The sequence below is a fragment of the Brucella sp. IR073 genome, assembly GCF_049065735.1.
Lineage (GTDB): Bacteria > Pseudomonadota > Alphaproteobacteria > Rhizobiales > Rhizobiaceae > Paramesorhizobium.
Genome location: NZ_JBAKHD010000001.1, coordinates 45,187 through 66,466 on the forward strand (window position 1 = coordinate 45,187; position 21,280 = coordinate 66,466).

Sequence of the window (21,280 nt, forward strand, 5' to 3'; positions counted from 1 at the left end):
GTCGGGTATCGTTCGCAAGTCCCTCTCTCTTTCGCGTCCATATCCATAGCCTGCGATCATGGAACAGGACGCGACCGCACAAGGCACCCCGGAAGGCGAAAAGCTGCTCGAAAAGGGCGGCAAATGGCTTGAACGCATTCGAGCAGCCGAGACGCGCGAAGAGGATTGGCGCAAGGACGCCGAGGCGGCGGAAAAGGTCTATGCCTGCAATCCGAAGGCGCGGTCCGGCAAGCTGTACGATTTCAACATCCTGCATTCCAACGTGGAAACGATTGTCCCGGCGATCTACAATTCCACGCCGGTTCCCGATGTGCGCCGCCGGTTCATACTGGCGATAGGCCCGGCACCGCAGCCGCCGCAAGCGCAGCCCGGCCCGGATGGTCAGCCCGGCGCGCCTAACCAGCAGGCCATGCAGCAGTTCCAACAGCAGGTGCAGGCGTGGCAGGCAAAGATTGCATCGGATCAAGCCGCCAAGGATTTCGGGACGATGATCGAGCGGGCCATTACCGTCATGATCGATGACAACCGGCTCGACAAGGAAATAGAAAGCGTTGCACAGGACAGCTTTCTTTCCGGTCGCGGTATCGTCCGGCTGTCCTTTGAGGCGACTTTCCTTGAGCAAGAAGCGCCCGATCCGGAAACGGGCGAACCGACAATAGTGCCGCAAAATGAGACCATCGAGTTTCAGGCGTGGTCATGGCGCGATTTCCGCATGGGCAAGGCCAAGCGCTGGAAGGACGTGCCGTGGATTGCGTTCCTGCATTCAATGCCCCGCGATGACCTTGAAGACTTCCGTGACGACGATCTTTATTCATCGCAGCCCGCGACCATGGACGGCCAGGACGATGACGAAGACGATATCCAGATATGGGAAATCTGGGACAAGCGCACCAAGCAGGTGTGGTTTGTGGACGCGAACAGCGGGCGAGTGCAGCGGATCGAGGATGATCCGCTAGGCTTGCCCGGCTTTTTCCCGACGCCGGAGATTGTGCAGCCGATCACGCTGACTGGCAACATGACTCCCGTTTGCCCGTTCACGGTCTATAAGAAGCTGGCCGACGAACTTGACCTTTGCACCAAGCGCATCAACGCCATCATGAAGGGGTTGAAGGTGCGCGGCGGCGTCATCGGTGACGCTTCGGATATCAAGCGGCTGGCAGAGGCAGGCGACAACGAACTGATCGCAATCGAAAACGTCGAGCAGTTGGCGCAGACCGGCGGCTTGGAGAAGGCTGTGGTGTGGTGGCCCATCCAGCAGGCCATTGCTGTCCTCCAGCAGCTTTATCAGCAGCGCGGCGAGGTCAAGGCCGCGATTTACGAAATCACCGGCATCTCCGATATCGTGCGCGGCGCGTCGAACGCGAACGAAACGCTGGGCGCGCAGCAGATCAAGACACAATGGGGATCACTGCGCATCCAGAAGATGCAGCGCATGATTGAGCGACAGGTTCGTGATATCTTCTGCATGATGGCGGACATTATCGTCACCAAGTTCTCTTCGGCGACATTGCAGGAGATGACCGGCATCGAGATCACGCCGGAAATCATGGAGCTGATGAACAACCCTGTATCGTCGTCGTACCGCGTTGACGTGGAGAGCGACAGCACGGTTAAGGCCGATCTGTCCCGCGTGAAGGGCGAAATGGCCGAGTTCCTGCAAGGCACCGCTCAATTCTTCTCGACTATGGCCCCGGTTGTCGCCCAGGCACCGCAGATGGCTGAACCCATGTCGGAAATCTATGCGTCGTTCGTGCGCGTCTTCCGGCTTGGAAAGCAGGCCGAGGACGCCATTGAACGGATGTCGCAGAGCGCGAAAGAGGCGGCAGGGCAGGAAAAGCCAGACCCCGCGCAGGAGGCGGCGCAGAAGAAGATGGAGATGGAGGCCAAAAAGCTCGAGATCGATTTCGAGAAAGCCAAGGTCGAATTGCAGATCAAGATGCGCGAGCTTGAGCTGAAGGAGCAGGAGCTTGGCCTGAAGGCGCAGGAAATCCAGCAGCACGGCCAAATCAGGGCGGCGGAATTGCAGCTCGAAGCCGTGCAGGGCAGGCCGGTTATGGTGGGCGCATAGGGTACGGCACGCCGACCGTTAAAAGCTGTGCTTCCCTGAAATGGCGAAGATTGCGCTTCCGTCGCCCTTCACCTCCTTCACTTCGACGGCGATTTTACCCTCGCGCTCGTCGGAGGAGATTTGGACGGAAGAGGCAAGCATGGCCGTGGTGAGAGCATCAATGTCGGCCCACATCGTCCCGCGGGCATAGCGGCCCGGTCCTTCGCTCAGTACCTGTATGACATATTCGACGGGCGATACATCCTCGCCGTCGCAGAACAGCCGACCCGATGAGCTGAAATTAGAGATGCCTGACACTGTACGCCCCCTTTTATGGTGCGAATGAAGTTACATTCTTTGGTGGATGTCAAGTTTTAGCGCCTGAGATCGCCATTTTTCAAATCCCTCCTTCTTTCGCGCGGTTTTTCCGATGCTCAGGCTGTCTTGAAAGGAGGCGGTTTTGGGCGTGTATGTCTGGCGAAAGGGCGGCTTTGTGGACAAGCGTACCGGCGAGGCGATGGATTTGCCGTATGCCGGTGAAATCTGCATGCCAGCGGTTATTTCCGACATTCCAGAATATCGCTCGCCCGTCGACGGCAAGCCGATCACGTCTCGATCTGAGCGCCGTGAAGACCTGAAGCGCAATAACTGCGTGGAATATGAGCCGTCACTATCTCCGACCAAAGGCAAAATCAAGAACAAGGCTTTTGCCGCCCGGCATGGCCTGAAGGTTTCCGAGGAATATTTATGACTGTCGAGAACGCCGAAATTTCAGCCCCGCAGATCGAAAGCGCCGCGCCGCCGGTGGAGAACGCCATTATCGGCGGCGACACCGGTGAACCGTCTGAAGATGATGCGATGGGGGCCGTCTTTGACCGGCTCACGAAGCAAGGCGGTCCTGAGCGCGGCCACGATGGTAAGTTTACCGCCAAGCAGGGTGACGGCGCCGACGATGGTGCGGGCGAAGCTTCGCTGGAAGGCGAGGAAGGGGCCGGGGAGGGAGCGCCGGGTTCGACAGCCGGAGACGCCGCCCCGGCCCCGGCGCACATGCCCCAGGCGATCAAGGACGAATGGGCGAATATGACGCCAAAGGCGCGCGAGGCGCTGGCGACGTACCAGGGCGAGATTGATCGGAAGTTCGGAGAGATGGGCCGGTTTCTGGGTGAGAACAAGCCCATCATCGACCGCTTATCGACGGCCCGGCAGCAGATGCCGGAGCTTTTCGACGGCATGACGCCGGAACAGCTCGCGCAGGGCGCGCTTGAGCTTGGCGCAGTGCAGGTCAATCTCAACCGCGATCCTGTGGGGACTATCCTCCAGATTGCGCAGACATACGGAGTTCTTGGTGGGGTGGCGCAGGCTCTTTCCGGCCAGCAGCCTACCCCGGATCAGCATTTGGTGCAGGGGCTGCAAAGGGAGATAGCGAGCCTGAAAGGCCAGCTTCAAAGCCTTGGTGACCCGGCAGCAATAAACAAGCATGTCGAAGCAATGATGGCGCAGAAGGACGCCGAGAGGATCATAGACGACTTCGCCAAGAGCAAGCCGCACTATACCGACATCGAGGCCAGTCTTCCCGCGTTCATCGACATTGCTTTGAAATCGAAGCCGAGCGCGCCCCTGAGGGACGTGCTTGAGGCAGCATATGACATGGCAGTCAACGCAATACCGGAAGTCAGGGAAAAGGTTGCCGCATCCGAAGCTAAGGCGACGGTAGCGAAGCCGGACCCGAAACGGACCGAGGCAGCGCGAAAAGCCGCATCCATCAACGTGAAATCCACATCGACCGGCAAGGAACGTCCCATGAGCGAGGAAGAAGCCATGGCGGCGGCCTATGACCGGATGATGACAAGCTAATAGGGAAACCACATGCCCACTCCATCCCAGGTATTCACGGAAATGGTGACGACTACGGACCGCAACTGGTCCACGAAGGTCACTGACAACGTGAGCAAGCACAACGCCCTTCTGAACACCTTGAAAAAGAAGGGGAAGATCCTCACCGAAGACGGCGGTTATGAAATCGCTCGTCCTATCGAATATGCGGAGAACAGCACCTATCAGCGCTATTCTGGCTATGACGGTCTGAATACCAATGCGTCGGACGTGCTTACCTCTGTCAAGTTCGACTGGCAGCAGATTGCCTTGCATGTCACGGCGTCGGGTAAAGAAATCCGCATGAACATGGGTTCCCGCGAACGCATGATCAATCTCGTCAAGGCGCGCAAGGATAACGCCTTGAAGACGGCGGCAAATGGATTTTCGACCGATATCTATTCGGACGGATCGATGCTCAACCAGATCGGTGGGCTGTCACAGATCATCCAGGTCAATGGACAGGGCACCGTGGGGGGCATTGATGCTTTGACATGGCCTTTCTGGCGTAACAAGTTCCGTCAGCTTTCGGCAGAAGCTGAGACGCTGACGCCGCAGCAGTTGAAGGGCGATATGAACAAGCTCTGGCTCCCGCTCAATCGCGGCGCGGATAAGCCCGATCTGATTGTTGCCTCCCATGACCTCTACTCGATCTATGAGGCCGGGGAGCAGCAGCTTCAGCGCTACATGGACGCCGATCTAGCGCAGGCCGGGTTCATCAACATCAAGTACAAGACGGCCAGCGTTATCTTTGATGATAACACCAATTTCGCGACCAATGCTGAGAAGATGTACTTCCTGAACACGGATTACCTCTACATCGTCCAGCATAAGGAAGCAAAGTGGACGCCGGACGAAGAAAAGCGCCCGACCAATCAGGACGCCGTTGTTGTGCCGATTTACTGGATGGGCAATATGGTTGTCACGAACCGTTCCCTCCAGGGCGTTCTTTTCGATCAGTAAGGAGGAGAACAATGCCTTATCCGATTACCCCACTCATTGGCGTGAAGCCCGGCGAAAAGAACGACGAGGCCAGCAAGTTCAAGCTCGGCACCACGTTCACCGGCGATGATAGCCTTATCCGCATCTATGCCAAGGCGGCGGGGGCTATCGCCGCCGGGGCTACCGTCACCATCGACCCGGTGACATTCGAGGCGACGGCGGGCGCCGGGGGCTATACTTCCCCTGATTTCGCGCTCGTCGCGGGCGATGAAGCGTGGTTCACGAAGTCCGATGCCGGAGCCTCTGGCGCTCCCTCGTCGGTGTCGTGGGACAGCATCACCGGCAAGCCATCCACGTTCGCCCCGACCATCGGCACAACGGCGACCACGGCAAAGGCGGGTAACTACACGCCGCCGGCCGCGACGACTTCCGCCGCTGGCATCGTCAGGCAGGCAGCCACGCAGGCGAACAGCACTGCCACGGACGTGGCCGGGCTGGTGTCCGACTTCAACGGCTTGCTCGCCAAGCTCAAGGCCGCGGGCCTGATGGCATAATAGCGCGGGGCTTCGGCCCCGCTTCCAAGCCTTCCGCGAAATGAGGATTTTAAGATGGAAGCCCCTACTATCCGCGTACTCAGCTTCAAGACCGAGTACGAATTGAACCGAGAAACCGGCAAGCGCGATGTGCCGGTGGATTATGTCGAGTATGCGCCGGTTCACGCGGTCATGACCACGCGCATCTGGGAGCGCGTAAAGAACCTGAGGCCGCCGGAGTTCATCGAAAACGACGATGATGGCAAGAAGCTTAGTTTCATGCGCGTCCGGTGGGCGATGATTGAGCCTGCCTATGAGGCGTGGAAGCGCGGGCAGGAGTTGCCCATGGAGGGGACGCCGCTCGCCGCCTGGGCGGGTGTGACGCCGGAACAGGCGCAGGCTTTCCATCGCGCCGGTATCCGCACCGTCGAGGAAGTGGCGAGCCTGACCGATGGCGTCATTTCCAAGATCCATCTGCCCGGCGTTCGGGATTTTGTTGTGCAGGCTCGGGCCTTCCTTGAAGCCGCTGACCGGAATGTGGTGGCCGACAAGCTCTCGGCGCAGCAAGACGAAATCGACAGCCTGAAAGAGCAGCTCGCCGCCGCAATGGAGCTCCTGGAAGAGACAAACAAGGCGAAGGGCGGAAAGGCTAAAGCCGAGAAAGAAGCGGAGGTCGCGGTATGATTACGAAGGAGTATTTCACGCAAGAGGCTGCATTCGCCAAAGTAGTCGAGACGACCGGCGGCCCGGCTCTCCTGATCGGCGGCTATGTTATTCATGTAACGGCTCCGGGTTTTGACGGCGCGGACTATCTTTCTTCAGCTTTGCGCCGTTTGGCCCAAGATGGCCCGAACTTGTTATGTTCAGCCGCCAAGCCCGGCCAACCGCAAAACGAAATTCCCTTGACCCTGTCGGTTACAGACTTGTTGAGGAGGTCCGCTGATGGAGCGCGGGCTTGAGTTCCTCGGCTTTGCCCTGAGTGCGACCGTCTTTTCGGCGGTCTTTCTCGTCGGGATCATCGTCTATGGCGGTGAGTTCTCGCGCGCCGTGGCGCTGGTGGCAGCGTTTCTGGCCGCCGCATCGCAGTTTGTCGGGCAGGACCGCCAGCATTGGCGAATTTCCGTCCTGCTCGCATATGCCGCGTTCGCTCTCGGTCTGTTCGGTCTGTTCGCTATGATCGGGGGGCGGTGATGGCGAAGGTGTCGGAACTCATGAACCGGGCCGCAAGGGAGTGTAGGCTGAAGCCGCCGCTCGCATGGGTTCCGGCGACCGGCCAATCGTTTCAGGACATGAAGGACTATCTCAGCGAGACCGTTGAGGAATTGCAAGAGCGGCTGGATTGGCCGAACCCTATCACACTGGACTTGACGATAGTGGGGAGCGGCGCGGAGAATTACCCGCTCCCGGCCGATTTTCTGCGCGTCACGCGCGACGAACTGGCAGTTTACGAACCAACGACGACGCGCCGGGCATGTATCCCGATCACCAGCAACGGAGCATGGTCCCACCTTAAGCAACTGGGATCAGCCGCCGGCAACCGTTATTACCGCATTCAAGGGAGCGATGGCGCATTCTCCATCGGCTTCTATCGCCCGCTCGAGGCGAACCAGCAGGTGATTGTTTCCTACGTCTCGAAAAACTGGAACGTTGCGAAGGGTGAGAGGCAATCGTCCTGGGATGACGAAGATGCCGATATCCTCTTTCCATCCGATCTGGTGCGTATCGGTGTAGTTTGGCGCTTTCGTCGCGCGAAAGGCATGCCCTATGCCGACCGGCTGAACGAATATGAAGGACGGTTGTCGCGCCTGATCAATGACGCGCGCGGGATACGCACGATCTGTTTTGGCGATGCGCCGGTTATGCGCAGCCCGTTTGATATTCCTGTGCCCGACTTTATCCCGCCGAGGGGGTAGCGATGACGTGCATCCTGTTCACCCCGCAGGGGCCAAACGGCATTCTTTATTTGCCTCGCGCGCCCGGTGACGGCTCCTATCCGTCCAGCGCTCCCGTATCGCTGGCGGGGAAGGTAACCGACCGGGCCGCCATTATCCGTCTGCGCTCCAATGGCGCATTCTGGATCAATTTCGGGGATGCCACGGTCAACGCCGCCGGGCGCAAGGGCACCTTTATTGAGGCTCCGGCCACAACTATTCTCGGTATCCCGGCGAGCGCTACACATTTTGCCGTCGCCGCTGACGATCCCGGTCAGCTTCCAACAAATCAGACGCTGTATTATTCAGTGGGGTACTGACCATGCTTTTTAGTCGCTTTTCTGGGCCGTCCACCAGCAGTGCACAAACGTCGGGCACCAAGGTTTTCCCCGCTCCCCGTCGCGGCCTTATCCAGAATGACAGTCTCGCCGTGCCGCAGGGCGAGGGCGCGGAAGTCATGGATAATTGGTTCCCCACCGAACGCGGCGCGCGGATGCGGCGCGGCACCGCCAAGCGCGCTTATGTCGGGCCAGAGGATATCCGAACGTTTATGGCCTACGAAACCGGCAGCGCTAAGAGGCTGTTCGCGGCCACGCCGACCGCCATCTTTGACGTGACCATACCGTCAGAGCCGATAACGCAGCGATCCCCCGTGTTCTCAGGCTTATCCGGCGGGAAGTGGTCGAGTGCGATATTTTCTAACAGCGCCGGCAGCGTATCGTTGATCGCCGTGAATGGTGCAGACCCGATGAAGCGCTTCGACGGCTCCAAGTGGAGCGACATCACCGATAAAACCACGCCGGGCATAACAGGTATCAATACGGCCAAGCTTTCGGCGGTGTGGTCCTTTCAAAACCGACTGTTTTTTGTTGAGGGCGACAGCATGTCGGCATGGTACTTGCCGACTCTTTCCTATGGCGGCCAAGCCAAGGAATTGCCGATGGGAAGCACCTTCACGAAGGGCGGCGTGTTGTTGTTCGGCGGCACATGGTCCACAGACAGCGGCAGCGGGATGGATGATATGTGTGTCTTCGTCACCGACATGGGCGAAGTCGCTGTGTTTCAGGGGTCAAACCCTGACACTATCGACACTTGGTCGAAGGTAGGGACTTATGTCATTGGCAAGCCGCTCGGCAAAAATGCATTTTTCAAGACCGGCGGCGATATAGCCATCATCACCGATGATGGCATAGTTTCGATGAGCCAGATTATGCAGAAGGATCGCGCCGGGCTCCAGTCGGTTGCGATCACCTTCCCCATTGAGAGCTTGTGGAGGGAGACGGTCTTTTCGCGAGCCTATTCAGGGTATGATTTCTGCGCCGTCGTCTGGCCCACGGAAAGCCTGCTGTTTGTCGTGGTTCCGGCCTTCGCTGGCAACACACAGTTTTCGCTGGTGGCCAATGCCAAAACAGGAGCGTGGTGCAGGTATACCGGGTGGGATGCTCGATGCGCCATTGTGTTCGATGACAAGCTCTATTTTGGCACCAGTGACGGGTATGTCATCCAAGGTGAAACAGGCGGCTCCGAGTGTGGAGAACCATATTCGGCAGTGCTGCTTCCACGGTTCGATGACATGGCGTCTCCGGCGCAGAAGATCGCGCTCCATGCGCGGTGTCTGGCGAGGACGAACAATAAATTCGAGCCGGTGCTTTTCGCCAACTCCGACTATCAGGTTGAAATCCCCGGCACCGGGATAAGCTATGGCGATGCAAACGGTAATGTGTGGGGCGGAGCAATCTGGGGCGAAAGCACCTGGGGCGATGCCGAGAGCCGGAAATTCCTGAGTGAATGGCAGTCCGTTGCGGCGGTGGGGACGGCGCTGACGGCGGGGGTGGCTATCTCTTCGGGGCGTATTTCTCCGCCCGATCTGGAGCTTATCGCCATCCATCTGCAATACGAGGCCGGTAGCGTCCTATGAACATTATTTGGGGCGATAGTCAAAACCCGGCGCTTTGCCGTCACCTATGCGCTTTCGTGGAGCGCTCGATAGGGGGCTACGGGCTTGGGTTCGGCAATGCCGTTGCCATGGGCGTTTTCGACGGCATAGAACTAGCCGGGGCGGTCGTCTTCCATAATTGGGAGCCACGCGCCGGGGTGATCGAAATGTCCGCGGCGGCCGTATCGCGCCGGTGGCTGACTCGGCCCGTCTTGCAGCGCATGTTCGATTATGCTTTCGAGGACGCTGGGTGTCAGATGGCGGTATTGCGCGTTTCGGAGCGCAATAAGCCCATGATCCGCATCGCTCGAGCCTATGGCTTTTCGGGAACCTTCATTCCGCGCCTCAGGGGCCGCGACGAGGGCGAATTCATCTTCACCTTGACCGATGACGATTGGCGCGGGAGCCGGTTTAACCGCAAGTCCCTCAGTCTTTCGCACTGAAAATTTCATTCTTCGGTCACGTGATGAACTGGCCGGAGAATAAGCCGTGGGCAAGAGCAAGGCACCCAAAGCGCCTGATCCGAAGGAAACGTCAGCCGCCCAGACCGGGACCAACATTGGAACGGCTGTTGCGAATTCGTGGTTGAACAACGTCAATCAGGTCACGCCGGACGGCACGTTGACTTATAGTCAGACCGGTTCGAAGAAATATTACGACCCGTATACCGGCAAGACTTATGACATCCCTACCTTCACCGCTACGCAGACGCTATCGCCGCAACAGCAGGCTATCAAGCAGCAGGAAGACGCCACCAACCTGAACCTCGGCAAGCTCGCGAATTCGCAGTCTTCACGGCTGAATGATCTCCTCGGAAAGCCGTTCGACCTCGGCGGCGCGCCAGCGGCGGGGAATGCGGGGAGTTTGCAGGCACCGCAGTATCAGCAGTTCAGCGGCGGCCCGCAGCTTCAAACCAGCTATACCGACGATTTCAGCAGCGACCGGCAGAAGGTTGAGGACGCGCTCATGTCGCGCATCAACCCGCAGCTTGAGAATGACCGCGCAGCGCTGGAGCAGCGCCTTGCCAATCAGGGTATCATGCCGGGGGCCAAGGCGTGGGAAACCGCGATGACGCAGAATGCCCAGGCGTCGAACGATGCCCGCATGCAGGCGGTGCTGGCCGGGGGGCAGGAGCAGACGCGCCTCGCGCAGCTCGCCAACCAGCAGGCGACCTTCGGGAACAATGCCCTTCAGCAGATGTGGAACAATCAGTTCCAGACGACACAGGGCAACAATGCGCTGGCGGGGCAGAAATACGCCGACCAGCAGACACAGTTCAATGCGCAAAACTCGCAGCGCAACCAATGGCTCCAGGAGCAATACCAGCTTCGGAACCAGCCGATCAATGAAATCTCGGCGCTGCTATCCGGCGCGCAGGTCACCAACCCGAACTTCGTCAACTCGGCCAACAGCCAGATCGCGACCACAGATGTGGCGGGCATTATCAACCAGGACTACCAGAACCGGCTCGGCGCGTGGCAGCAGCGGCAGGCGCAGACCGGCGGCATCCTTGGCGGCCTGTTCGGTCTCGGAAACTCCCTCATCATGGCATCCGACCGCCGCGTGAAGACGGACATCGAGCGCGTAGGCACCCTGGATAACGGCTTGCCGGTCTACCTGTACCGCTACAAGGCGGGCGGGCCGCCGCATATCGGCGTAATGGCCCAGGATGTTGAGGAGGTGCGGCCAGAGGCCGTTGTTGAAGTCGATGGCGTGAAGCACGTCGATTACCGGAAGGCGGTGGCCTGATGAAGTCCTTTATTTTCGGCCCCAATCAGGAAGCCAAGACGCCGGAAGAGCTGGCGAAGCGCCGGGCGGTGCAGGACGCGGTTGCGAGGGCTATTCTCGGCAAGGCTCCTAAGAACGTGGGCGAGGGCCTATCCCAGATGGGGCAGGCTATTGCTTATCGCATGATGGCAAACAAAAACGACGCTGCTGAAAAGGCTGGGCGCGAAAGTGCGGACAAAGCTTTCGGCGGGATCGACTTCAGTTCGCTGTTCGGCGGCGGCTCGGCTTCGCCTTCTCCATCAGGGGCGGCGTCTGGCGCTTCGGGCTTTGCTTCAGATGCCGGCACTGCGACCGGCGGCAACCTATATCGCGATGCCATTGCCTCCATCGAAAGTCGGGGTAGCGGCGATTATTCCGCCATCGGCCCGACGAACGCGAAGATGGGCCGCGCGCTTGGCCGCTATCAGATCATGGAGGCAAATATCGGCCCATGGTCGCGGGAAGCGCTCGGCCGCGAGGTGTCGGCAGATGAATTTATGTCGAACCCCGCGCTTCAGGATGCCATTTTTGATCACCGCTTCGGGCAATATGTGAAGCAGTTCGGGCCGGAAGGCGCAGCGCAGGCATGGTTCGCCGGTCCCGGCGGTGTCGGCAAGGTGAACCGGAAAGACGTGCTTGGAACCGATGTTGGCACCTACGGCCAGAAGTTCATGGCTGCGCTTGGGCAGGGCGGCGGTGCTCCTACGCAGGTGGCGAGCCTCGATCCGTCTATCGGTGTTGCGCCACAAGGTGGAGCTACCTTTACGGCTGGCGGATATGACCCGTCGAATTACCGCGGCAATGCTCCGGCAAACGGTGCTCGGGCGACTATAGACGATCCCATGCTTACCTATGATGAGCGCGGCGCTCGGATGGAACCGGCAGCCTACGCGCCCCAGGGCGGCAATCTCGCGGATATGATCATGGACGATCCGAACGCGCGCCCGCTGTCTGAAACCGAAAGGGCGGCACGGCTCGCGAAAATGGATACTATCGCGCCGCTGGTCGATGACAGAATGCCAGCGACGAACGCGGTGGCCGCCATCAACCAGATTGCCCCCCGCCAGCAGGTGTCGCTGTCGCAGCCGGACCCGAAGGCAGCTGTCCGCGATGCGCTGCTTAAAAAGCACGATATGGCGCTCGGCGGCGCGCTCGCGCCTCAAGGGCAGGCTCCGCAGCAGATGGCCGACGCCTCGGGCCATTTCCCATCCGCGCCAGCTCCGACCGGCCAGCCGCAGGGCAACGACGCGCGCGGCGCGATGGTCCAGAAGCTCATGCAGGCCGCGGCCAACCCGTGGCTCAATGACAATCAGCGCGCTATGGTCAACGCCCTGCTGCAAAACCAGATGCAGCAGAATGACCCGATGCGTCAGCTTCAGATGCAGAAGGCGCAGCTTGAGATTGACGCTCTCAAGGCAAAGCCGCAGACGGAATATGGCTTCACGACGCTGCCTGATGGCACCGTGCTACGCACAGACAAGCGCTCGGGGAGCGCGGAGCCGATCTATAGCGCCGGGCAAAAACCGACGAGCGACATGCAGGAGTATGAGTTTGCTCGCACCCAAGGCTATCAAGGTACTTTTGCGGATTACCAGCGGGATTTGAAAAAGGCCGGGGCGACCAATGTCACGCAGAATGCCGCCCAGGACGAAAGCGAATTCGCGAAGAAGGCCGCTGCGCGCAATGTCGAACGGTTTGGCGCGTTGGCCGATGCCGGAACACAGGCCGCTTCGGTGGCGCAATCTATCCCCGTCATGCGCGAGTTGCTTTCTCAAGCACCGCAAGGCCCAGTATCGGGACGCTTGGCTGAGATGTTCCCCGGCTTCAGCTCTGCCGGGGATGCTTTCATAGCGCAGGTGAACCAGTTGGCCCCGACATTGCGCGTTCCCGGTTCTGGTGCGCTTTCGGATCGGGACATGGATATCCTCATGGGGAGCTTCCCACGCCTTCGCGGCAACCCGGAAGCTAACCAGATGATTATGAACATCTTCGAGCGCAAGGCACAGCTTAACGCGGAGCGGGGGACTATTGCATCCGCCGCTCTGCGCGGGGAGATCACCCCGGCAGAGGCGGACAGGCGCATAGCCGAAATCGACAAGCAGCCGCTACTCGATGAGCGTACCCGTTCATTGTTAGCGAACGCAAAAGGTGATGAAGACAACCAAAACGCGCCACCTCCACCACAAGGAGTTGACCCTGCTATATGGGGCGTCATGACGCCAGAGGAGCGCGCATTATGGAAATGACTATTGAACAGAAAAAGGCTATCGCGCTTGCTTCTGCCCGTCTGCGCCTTCAACAGAAGAACGGCGACCAGAGCGATAACAACCCTGTACTTGAGGGCGCAGCCGTTGCATCTGGTGGGCTTATTGAAGGCATACCTATAGTAGGCCCTTATATCCGCAAGGCACTTGATTATCCCGCCGCCGCTGGCGCAATGATGCTTGCGGATAGGCCGGTCACATTTGACGAGGCTTTGCAGGCGGTCCGGGGTGTTGGAAAAGAGCAAGCCGAAAAGCACCCATACATTGATACCGCCGCCAAGATAACCGGCGGTGTGGCCGGTACGGTGCCGATGATGATGGCCGCACCCGCTGCCTTTGGCGCTGGTGGAGGCGGTCTAGCTGTTCGTTCAGCGGCATCGGCGGCGTCAGGTGGAATGTTAGGAGGTGCGGATGCGGCGGTTCGTTCCGAAGGCGATCCCGATGCGGCGAAAAAGGGTGCGATGATCGGTCTTGCGACAGGTGTGGTGGGGCCGGTGTTCGGACAGGCTATCGGTGCGGGCGTTCGTGGAGCACAGAATGCGATTGCCAGCCGCGCCGCAGCGAAATCGGCAGGTATGACGCCGGGCGCGCTCTCCAAGCTGAACCGGGCTGTTGTCGATGACGGCCTTGATGCGGTAGCGATCCGTTCGCAGCTTGATGATCTCGGGCCGAATGCCATGCTTATGGACCTCGGTCCGAATTTGCAACGTCAGGCCGGGGCGCTTGCGGCAAAGCCGGGGCGAGCGCAAGAAATTGTGCGTGGGGCAGTTGGAACCCGCGATGCCGGCAAAAACCAGCGAGTAATCAGCGGGCTTGATGAGGCGCTCGGCCCCACCGTAAACCCGCGAGCGGTGAACGAAACAATCCGTCAGGGGCAGCGCGACCTCTCTCCAGCTTACGCCGAAGCCTTCCGGGATGCACTGCCGGTAGATACGACGGTTCTCGCTAATGAACTGGACAAGCAAGCGTTCCAGATGCGCGGCCCTGCTCAAAAGGCGGCGCGTGAAGTCCGAAGCTGGCTGAACATTCCGCAGGGTGACGCGCTCGACAGCAACCCGTACACGCTGTTGCAAACCCGCAATGCCATTGACGGTAAGCTGGCGACGGAAACCGATCCACAAGCGATTGCCGTATTCACGAACGCGCGTAAGCAGGTCGATGATGCGCTGGCCCGCAATGTTCCAGGCATCAAAATGGCGGACGCCAAGTTCCAGGAGCTGGCTCGGCAGAACGAAGGATTGCGGATAGGCGTCAAAGCGCTGGATAGCGGGCGCGAGGCGCTCCGGCCCGATGAATTGCGGCAGGCGATTGTCGAGGGCGTCAACCCGGAAGGTTTGATGGTTGGTCCATCGGCGCAAACCTTTCGCATGAAGCAAGCGGCGCGCGCCGACATTGACCGGCAGGTAGGAACCAAGGTCAATGACGTGGTTGCGCTTAAGAACGTCCTGAAAGGCGAAGGGGACTGGAACCGGGATCGGATCGGAATGCTATTCGGCCAGCACCGTGCAGATAAGGCGCTCAACCTGTTGGAACGTGAGGCTCGTTTTGCCGACACAAGCCATATCGTAACGCGAAATAGCGAAACGGCGGCGCGTAATGCCGCTATGCAAGAACTCGGAGCGGAGGGGGCACCTGCATTCGGCGTGAGGGAAGCAACCATGGCCAGCGGCGTGACCGGCGCTGCGCGCGCATCCGTCATTCGCGCTGTGGAGAAGGCGGCGGACGCTATTTTGAAAAACAGCAGGATAGCCAACAACACCAGTCTGGCTGAAGCGATTTCAAGTAATAGACAAAATGTTGTCGATGCACTTATTCAGGTGCAACGGGCGAGGGGGCGCTTGCCGAATTCAAAGGTCGAGGAAATCGCGCGAGCGTTCCTTTTGAGCGGCGGCATGAACTCCCCTCGCAGCCTTCCCGGCTTCTAATTTATGGCAAATAAGGAATATCACACTTACGAATAGACCGCCGACTGCGAAGCCGAAAGAAAAATCGCCGCCCATATAGTTTGCCACAAACGTAGCCCCCTGATGGAAGGCAACCATCACGGCGATGAAAATCACGACACAGGCGATTTGGGCGGTTCGGGTCATGAGCCGCACCATGCCGCATCGCTGACGAAAAATAAAGAGCGCGCTCAAGCCCCTCCATCTTTCGCAGGCATTTTTCGACAATCCCACCAGATATCTAATCTGGAAGGACGGTCATGCCGCGCAACGGACAAGGCATATACACCTTGCCGCCGGTCTATCAGGCGGTAACGGGTGAGAAAATCGAGGCGCAGCAACATAATGTGCCGTTCGAAGATGTCGCCTCCGATCTGAACTTTCCGCGACCGATCACGGCAGGTGGGACAGGCGGCGCGAGCGCTTCGCAGGCCCGAGAAAACTTGGGCGTTTATTCTAAAGCCGAGACAGACGGGAAGATTACCGGTATGCCGTCCGGTGCCCCCGAAAAGCAAACGCTTGCGGACGGTGATGGGGTGTTGATCTCGGATAGCGCAGACGGTGGGAAACCCAAGCGCCTTCTTTGGTCTAGGCTTAAGATCCTTTTGAATAGCCTGTATCTGCCTCTCACCGGCGGCACCATTACAGGAAATATAATCACCTTAGGACGCTACGTCCTCAAAAACGCGGGTGATCGCGTCCTAAATTTCCAGAACAGCGACGGGACGACAGTTGGCGACATCTGGAGCGAGTCAGCAAACTACAACATTCACGTCCGCGCGCAGAACGCGAGATATACCTTCGGGTCAGACAGCACATTTACCGCTCCGGGACGCGTTGCGACTTCTGGCGGGGTCACGGTTGCCGCTCCCAATAGAGGCGGGGTCAGGATCGAAACGGGCGATACCAATGACCCGAGGGCCGGGCATGTCGCATTTTACGCGCCGGATGGGACCAGGGTTGCTTATATTGGCTATGGCAATACTGCCAACCCTAACCGCATCGTGTACGTGCCGTCAGGATCGTACACCGGCCACGAATTTTTGGGCGACGTGGTGTTGCGCACCGGTCCGCTTTATGTGGGCAACCCCGGCGGAGCGATTATCGGCAGTAATGGCAATATCTCTGGCTCCATCTGGCAAAATTGGGGTTCCGGCAATGCGTTTGATGCGGTGAACAACCGGATAGAGTCGCGTGGTGCATCATACCGAGATGCTGCTATCGCGCAGATCATGCCGACAATTGCCGCCCAGGCATACAACGCCGTAGGGAGCTACGTCTTTGCTAGGATCGCCAACAGGGCCGGGGTAAACCCCGGTACTGTGGTGGCTGGATCGGAACTGTATCCCGCAAACGCGAGAGGCAGCAACTATGCAACTGCGTTGCCGGGCACCTACCGATGCATGGGGTGGGCAGAGGCATATGAAAACGAAGGTGACCGTGGCACGACGCTTTGGATGAGGGTTGGCTGATGGAAATCGAATATAGAAATGCGCGATTTGTTGGTGATGGAGTGATTGACGTCGAGGTAAACCACCCCGCGCTCGGATGGGTGCCGTTTACCGCGCTCGTGTCTGATATCGAGCCATTTGGCGCGGAGCTTTACTACTTCCTGCTGGGCCGTTCGGATGTTGCCCCCTACGTGCCGCCTCCACCGCCGACGCCTGATGAGCTTCGCGCCGCGATGCCGCCGCTCCAAAAATGGCGCGTGGATACAATCATCGATCTCGAGCCGGGGCTACGCGAAAAGATCAATGCAGCCATTGAGGCTATGGACGAGCCGAACCGGACAATCAGCAAAAACAAGCTAGCCAGCGTGACCGAGTTTTTGCGCACCGATCCGCTGTTTGAGTTGATCGGCGGCGATCCGTCTATCGGCAAGACGCCAGAGGACATCGACGCCATGTGGCAAGCCGCGCTGGCGCTGAAATAGCCAAATCCCTCAGTCTTTCGCACCGGAAATCTCAATCTCAAGCCGTCCTTTGGGGCGGCTTTTTCTTTGAAGGGAAATATCATGGATAGGACAGTTCCCGCAGGTGCGGCGCTTTTGCTCGACTTCATCCGTCTAACGGAAACGGGCCGCAGTGACCGCGCTTCATATGATGTCATCTACGGCCACAATCAGGATAAGCTCTCCAAGCCAATCACTAGCATGACGATTGGAGAACTGGTGGATGCCCAGGAGGACTTTACCCGGCGCTTCAAGTCGTCGGCATGCGGCGGCTACCAGTTCATGCGGGCCACGCTGCAAGGTCTGGCGAAGGGGCTTGGGCTGAGCGGCAAGCAGGTGTTCGACCCTGACCTACAGGATCGACTCGCCTATCATCTGCTCAAGCGGCGCGGGTATGAGGATTTCGCGGCTGGCAAAATCAGCCGTACCGAGTTCGGAAAGCGCCTCGCGATGGAGTGGGCATCATTTCCGGTCCTCGCTGCAACCAAGGGCGCGCACCGGCAGCTTAAGCGCGGGCAGTCCTATTACAGCGGCGATCCGCTCAACAAGGCTCTCGTCACCCCGGCGAAGGTGGAAGCGGTGCTTGAAAAGGTCCGCGTGGCCGCGCAGGCCGTAGCCGTTGTGCCCCCCGCGCCGCCTGAAACCGTGACCGTCAAAGAAACAGTGGTGGCCGACCCCGGCGAGCTGGAAAAGCACCCGGCCAAGAGCAAGACCACCTGGACGTGGGCGCTGGCCGGTGTTGGCGCTGGCGTTTCCGCTGCCGGTGAATTTCTCGGTGGCCTCGATTGGCGCGCGCAGCTGCTCATCAGCGCGGCTATCGTCGCTTTTGCCGTCTACGGCATCAAGCGCCGTGTCGATCTCTTCCGCGCGGTAAAAGACCTGAAATCGGAGATGGGGGCGTAATGCTGGCGCTCCTCAAATATTGGCAGATCGGCGCAGGGGCGGCGGTGGGCGCGCTCCTCGCCGCCGGTCCTGTCTATCTTTACGGCACGGCCCATGGACGTCAGCAAGCCGCGCTGTCGGCCGCAGAGGCAACCATACAGGCAATCCAGAAAAGGGGCGAGGTTGATGAAAAGATTACTGGCATGGACGGCTATCGCCTCTGCCTTGAGCTTGGCGGTGGGATGCCAGAGTGCGACCAACTGCGCCGGCTGGAAGCGGATCAGCCTTAAGCCCGCGACGGCGGTCTATCTCGCGGGCAATGACACCACGGCAGGGCAGGGGATTGCGGGCCACAATTCCTATGGGAAATCGGCGGGGTGCTGGTGATGAAAGATCAAATCGCAGATCGGGTGACGGCGGCTATCGCCACCGGAGCGGCTACGAACCCCGTATGGCTCCCATATCTTGAGCATGGGCTACAAGTCACCTTGTCAGCGCTTGGCATCGTATGGCTGCTGGTGCAGATAAGCTACAGGCTAAAAAACTGGAAATAGGTCTTCGACGCTACGGCGCGCAGTCAGTCCAAATTTGGTTCCGCCGTGGTTCCGCGAAAACTCATAACCCGTCAGCGGCGACTTTGATTTGTGTAATCGATTGATTTTTAAGGGGTTTTTGGTGCCGCTTGCGTGACTCGAACACGCGACCCCATCATTACGAATGATGTGCTCTACCAACTGAGCTAAAGCGGCAAGGGGAGGGTTCCCCGATATCTACGCGGACCGAAGAATCTCATCCGGCACGGAATGTTTGCGCTGATACAGAACTCGGTGCGGAAAAGCAAGAGCGCAAATCGGTGGATTTGCCGAAAGGCAAGGGAATCGCGTTGCCTCCGGCTTATGCGTCTCACAGATCCCTGAGTTCGGCCTTTGCCAGTGCGTATTCCTTTTCGAGCCGCGCGACGAGATCGGCGGTGGGCAGGATTTCCTTGACCGCGCCGATGCCCTGGCCGCAGCCCCATATGTCCTTCCAGGCTTTCGCGCCCGCTTCCGGCTTGTCGAAATCCATCTTGGAAGGGTCGGCTTCCGGTAGATTGTCCGGGTCCATGCCCGCCGCGCGGATGGAGGGCTTCAGGTAATTGCCGTGAACGCCGGTGAAATAATTGGAATAGACGATATCATTGGCGTTCGATTCGACGATCATCTGCTTGTATTCGTCAAGCGCGCGCGCTTCTGTCGTCGCGATGAAAGGCGAGCCGATATAGGCGAGGTCCGCACCCATCGCCTGCGCGGCGAGGATCGAGCGTCCGTTGGCTATGGCTCCGGAGAGAAGCAGCGGCCCGTCGAACCATTCGCGAATTTCCTGCGTGAGCGCGAAAGGCGAGAGCGTGCCGGCATGGCCGCCCGCGCCAGCGGCAACGGCGATAAGCCCGTCCGCGCCCTTCCGGATCGCGGAATTGGCGTGGCGGTTGTTGATGACGTCGTGCAGCACGATGCCGCCATAGGAATGGATCGCCGCATTGACCTCAGGCACCGCGCCCAGCGAGGAGATGACGATCGGCACCTTATATTTCACGCACAGTGAAAGGTCGTGTTCCAGCCGTTTGTTCGAACGATGGACGATCTGGTTGACCGCGAAAGGCGCCGACGGCCTGTCCGGATGCTTTTGGTCATGATTGCGCAGCGTCTCGGTGATTTCCGCGAGCCATTCGTCAAGCTGCGATTCCGGCCGCGCATTCAGCGCCGGGAACGAGCCGACGATGCCTGCCTTGCACTGCGCCAGCACCAGCGCCGGATGGGAGATGATGAACATCGGCGAGGCGACCACCGGAATGCGCAGCCTGCTTTTCAGGATATCGGGCAATGCCATCTCGTTTCCTCCCATACTCGTCCTTGCGGGATATATGCAGGATTTTGACGTTTCCGTAAACGGAAGTTTTTTGGCGGCGTGCTCTCACTTAAGAAAAAGTGTAAATGCTTGATTAACCGCCGGGAACCTCTAGAGCATGACGCCATCATGCTCTAATTTGCCGCTGTTCCGGCGCTGCAAGAGGAAACTTGAGTTTGGAAGGCATAGAACGCGCGATACGCAACGCATTCGCCAAGGGCGATGCCGCCAATCCCGCCACGCGCCAGCGGATTTACGAATCGGCCTGGAGCGCGCATGAGCACGCGCTCGCCGCCAATACCTCCCTGAGCGACGCTCAGAAGACACAACGCCGCGACCGGCTGAAGGCCACGATCTCCCGCATCGAGTCCGAGTTCCGCCCCGCACGGCCAGCCGCTCCCGCTGCGCCCGCCGCCCCCGCGCCGCGCGCGCGCGTCGAGCCGGCACTGGGTGGCGTGGAGCCGCGAAATGGCGCCGCGCCGTCGAGGCCCGCATCTCCTGCGGAAGGCCCCTTGCTCGACCGTGACGATGTGCGCCCCGCGCGCAAGAAGAAGCATCGCGATGCCGATTTTGGCTTCGAGGGTGGCGCGCCCCGGCGCGATGTGGTGAAGAAGCAGCGCTCGCCCTTTATGTCCTATGTGCTGCCTGGGCTTATCCTGCTGGTCTTCGTCCTGATGGGCTGGTCGCTCTACAACAGCTTCACCGAAGTGATGAGCCCCTCGCGCAGCACGGCGCTCTTGAACGGCGCTCCCGCCCGGGAAGGCGAGGAACCCCAGGGCGGCAAGTGGATCAACATTTTCAACCCCTCCGAGCCGACGCGCATATCGGTCACCGGCGCCGCCACGGCGGAGATCGCGAGCCAGGGTTCGGTCAGCTTTGCGCGGGTGAAGTCCCCCGGCGCCGACGACGAAATCATCTTCGACGTGGGCGAGGGAATTTTGAGGGAGATCACCGGTAAGAAGGCGACCTTCGATATCATCGCAAAGAGCGATGACGGCAGACCGACGCAGATATCCGTAAGCTGCGATTTCGGCGCCATGGGCGATTGCGGGCGCAAGCGTTATGACGTGACGGACGCCCGCAGCGACTTCCTGTTTGATGTGACCTTCTCCGAAGGCCAACGGGCGACAGGCCCCGGAACCATCACCATCAACAGCGACGTCAGCGGCGCGGGCAAGGCCATCGATATCTACGCCATAAGGGTCAGCGTCACTCAATAGCTCGCCGCGCGTCCTTGAAAAAGGGCGGCTTTCCCTCTATATTCCGGAGTGAACCTTGGGAGCGCTAACTCCCAAGGTCGCTTTACTACAGGATAATCTCAATCCGGA

22 protein-coding genes and 1 tRNA gene are annotated in these 21,280 nt (G+C 59.4%); 20 read left to right on the forward strand and 3 right to left on the reverse strand.

Going from position 1 to position 21,280, the window contains the following annotated elements; genetic code table 11:
- The first annotated feature begins 58 nt into the window (after positions 1–58).
- Positions 59–2,068: a hypothetical protein gene (locus ACOWVG_RS00260; RefSeq protein WP_420959354.1), complete on the forward strand. Its 2,010-nt coding sequence runs from the start codon at positions 59–61 to the stop codon at positions 2,066–2,068.
- Between the two features lie 18 nt (positions 2,069–2,086).
- Here ACOWVG_RS00260 and ACOWVG_RS00265 read toward each other — a convergent pair whose 3' ends face one another.
- Complete coding sequence (locus ACOWVG_RS00265) at positions 2,087–2,365, reverse strand: hypothetical protein (RefSeq protein ID WP_420959355.1); 279 nt, start codon at positions 2,363–2,365, stop codon at positions 2,087–2,089.
- A 148-nt stretch (positions 2,366–2,513) separates the two neighbouring features.
- Between ACOWVG_RS00265 and ACOWVG_RS00270 the strand changes: the two genes are divergently transcribed.
- The 18 genes from ACOWVG_RS00270 to ACOWVG_RS00355 all read left to right on the forward strand — a co-directional run bounded on the left by ACOWVG_RS00270 (position 2,514) and on the right by ACOWVG_RS00355 (position 18,358).
- Positions 2,514–2,798, forward strand: a complete 285-nt coding sequence (locus tag ACOWVG_RS00270; RefSeq protein WP_420960131.1) for a hypothetical protein — start codon at positions 2,514–2,516, stop codon at positions 2,796–2,798.
- Entirely contained in the window at positions 2,795–3,901 is a 1,107-nt protein-coding gene (locus ACOWVG_RS00275; RefSeq protein WP_420959356.1) for a hypothetical protein, read from the forward strand. The genes ACOWVG_RS00270 and ACOWVG_RS00275 overlap by 4 nt, the downstream gene beginning before the upstream one ends.
- Before the next feature lie 42 nt (positions 3,902–3,943).
- A complete protein-coding gene (locus ACOWVG_RS00280) occupies positions 3,944–4,882 on the forward strand; it encodes a phage major capsid protein (RefSeq protein ID WP_420960132.1) in 939 nt (312 codons plus the stop codon).
- Positions 4,883–4,893: 11 nt separating this feature from the next.
- Complete coding sequence (locus ACOWVG_RS00285) at positions 4,894–5,415, forward strand: head fiber protein (protein ID WP_420959357.1); 522 nt, start codon at positions 4,894–4,896, stop codon at positions 5,413–5,415.
- Between the two features lie 54 nt (positions 5,416–5,469).
- The gene (locus ACOWVG_RS00290; RefSeq protein WP_420959358.1) at positions 5,470–6,078 is read left to right on the forward strand and encodes a hypothetical protein; all 609 of its coding nucleotides are present in this window, start codon (positions 5,470–5,472) and stop codon (positions 6,076–6,078) included.
- The gene (locus ACOWVG_RS00295) at positions 6,075–6,353 is read left to right on the forward strand and encodes a hypothetical protein (RefSeq protein ID WP_420959360.1); all 279 of its coding nucleotides are present in this window, start codon (positions 6,075–6,077) and stop codon (positions 6,351–6,353) included. The genes ACOWVG_RS00290 and ACOWVG_RS00295 overlap by 4 nt, the downstream gene beginning before the upstream one ends.
- A complete protein-coding gene (locus ACOWVG_RS00300) occupies positions 6,337–6,585 on the forward strand; it encodes a hypothetical protein (RefSeq protein WP_420959361.1) in 249 nt (82 codons plus the stop codon). Before ACOWVG_RS00295 ends, ACOWVG_RS00300 begins: the two co-directional genes overlap by 17 nt.
- Entirely contained in the window at positions 6,585–7,307 is a 723-nt protein-coding gene (locus ACOWVG_RS00305) for a hypothetical protein (protein ID WP_420959362.1), read from the forward strand. The genes ACOWVG_RS00300 and ACOWVG_RS00305 overlap by 1 nt, the downstream gene beginning before the upstream one ends.
- 2 nt (positions 7,308–7,309) lie before the next feature.
- Complete coding sequence (locus ACOWVG_RS00310) at positions 7,310–7,645, forward strand: hypothetical protein (RefSeq protein ID WP_420959363.1); 336 nt, start codon at positions 7,310–7,312, stop codon at positions 7,643–7,645.
- Positions 7,646–7,647: 2 nt separating this feature from the next.
- The gene (locus tag ACOWVG_RS00315; RefSeq protein WP_420959364.1) at positions 7,648–9,243 is read left to right on the forward strand and encodes a hypothetical protein; all 1,596 of its coding nucleotides are present in this window, start codon (positions 7,648–7,650) and stop codon (positions 9,241–9,243) included.
- Positions 9,240–9,704 carry a GNAT family N-acetyltransferase gene (locus ACOWVG_RS00320; protein ID WP_420959365.1) on the forward strand — a complete coding sequence of 155 codons (465 nt, stop codon included), beginning with the start codon at positions 9,240–9,242 and terminating at the stop codon, positions 9,702–9,704. Before ACOWVG_RS00315 ends, ACOWVG_RS00320 begins: the two co-directional genes overlap by 4 nt.
- Before the next feature lie 46 nt (positions 9,705–9,750).
- Positions 9,751–11,010: a tail fiber domain-containing protein gene (locus ACOWVG_RS00325; protein WP_420959366.1), complete on the forward strand. Its 1,260-nt coding sequence runs from the start codon at positions 9,751–9,753 to the stop codon at positions 11,008–11,010.
- A complete protein-coding gene (locus tag ACOWVG_RS00330; protein WP_420959367.1) occupies positions 11,010–13,274 on the forward strand; it encodes a hypothetical protein in 2,265 nt (754 codons plus the stop codon). The genes ACOWVG_RS00325 and ACOWVG_RS00330 overlap by 1 nt, the downstream gene beginning before the upstream one ends.
- The gene (locus ACOWVG_RS00335; protein WP_420959368.1) at positions 13,265–15,217 is read left to right on the forward strand and encodes a hypothetical protein; all 1,953 of its coding nucleotides are present in this window, start codon (positions 13,265–13,267) and stop codon (positions 15,215–15,217) included. The genes ACOWVG_RS00330 and ACOWVG_RS00335 overlap by 10 nt, the downstream gene beginning before the upstream one ends.
- Before the next feature lie 278 nt (positions 15,218–15,495).
- The gene (locus ACOWVG_RS00340) at positions 15,496–16,707 is read left to right on the forward strand and encodes a hypothetical protein (RefSeq protein ID WP_420959369.1); all 1,212 of its coding nucleotides are present in this window, start codon (positions 15,496–15,498) and stop codon (positions 16,705–16,707) included.
- Positions 16,707–17,168 (forward strand): hypothetical protein, encoded by a 462-nt coding sequence (locus tag ACOWVG_RS00345; RefSeq protein WP_420959371.1) that lies wholly within the window; start codon positions 16,707–16,709, stop codon positions 17,166–17,168. The genes ACOWVG_RS00340 and ACOWVG_RS00345 overlap by 1 nt, the downstream gene beginning before the upstream one ends.
- Before the next feature lie 81 nt (positions 17,169–17,249).
- Positions 17,250–18,089: a hypothetical protein gene (locus ACOWVG_RS00350; protein ID WP_420959372.1), complete on the forward strand. Its 840-nt coding sequence runs from the start codon at positions 17,250–17,252 to the stop codon at positions 18,087–18,089.
- Positions 18,089–18,358: a hypothetical protein gene (locus tag ACOWVG_RS00355; protein WP_420959373.1), complete on the forward strand. Its 270-nt coding sequence runs from the start codon at positions 18,089–18,091 to the stop codon at positions 18,356–18,358. The genes ACOWVG_RS00350 and ACOWVG_RS00355 overlap by 1 nt, the downstream gene beginning before the upstream one ends.
- A 383-nt stretch (positions 18,359–18,741) precedes the next feature.
- Here ACOWVG_RS00355 and ACOWVG_RS00360 read toward each other — a convergent pair.
- Both ACOWVG_RS00360 and ACOWVG_RS00365 read right to left on the reverse strand, forming a co-directional pair.
- A tRNA-Thr gene (locus tag ACOWVG_RS00360) sits at positions 18,742–18,817 on the reverse strand.
- Between the two features lie 154 nt (positions 18,818–18,971).
- A complete protein-coding gene (locus ACOWVG_RS00365; RefSeq protein WP_420959374.1) occupies positions 18,972–19,934 on the reverse strand; it encodes an NAD(P)H-dependent flavin oxidoreductase in 963 nt (320 codons plus the stop codon).
- A gap of 194 nt (positions 19,935–20,128) precedes the next feature.
- Here ACOWVG_RS00365 and ACOWVG_RS00370 point away from each other — a divergent pair, with 194 nt between their 5' ends.
- Complete coding sequence (locus ACOWVG_RS00370; protein ID WP_420959375.1) at positions 20,129–21,172, forward strand: hypothetical protein; 1,044 nt, start codon at positions 20,129–20,131, stop codon at positions 21,170–21,172.
- The last annotated feature ends 108 nt before the right edge of the window (positions 21,173–21,280 follow it).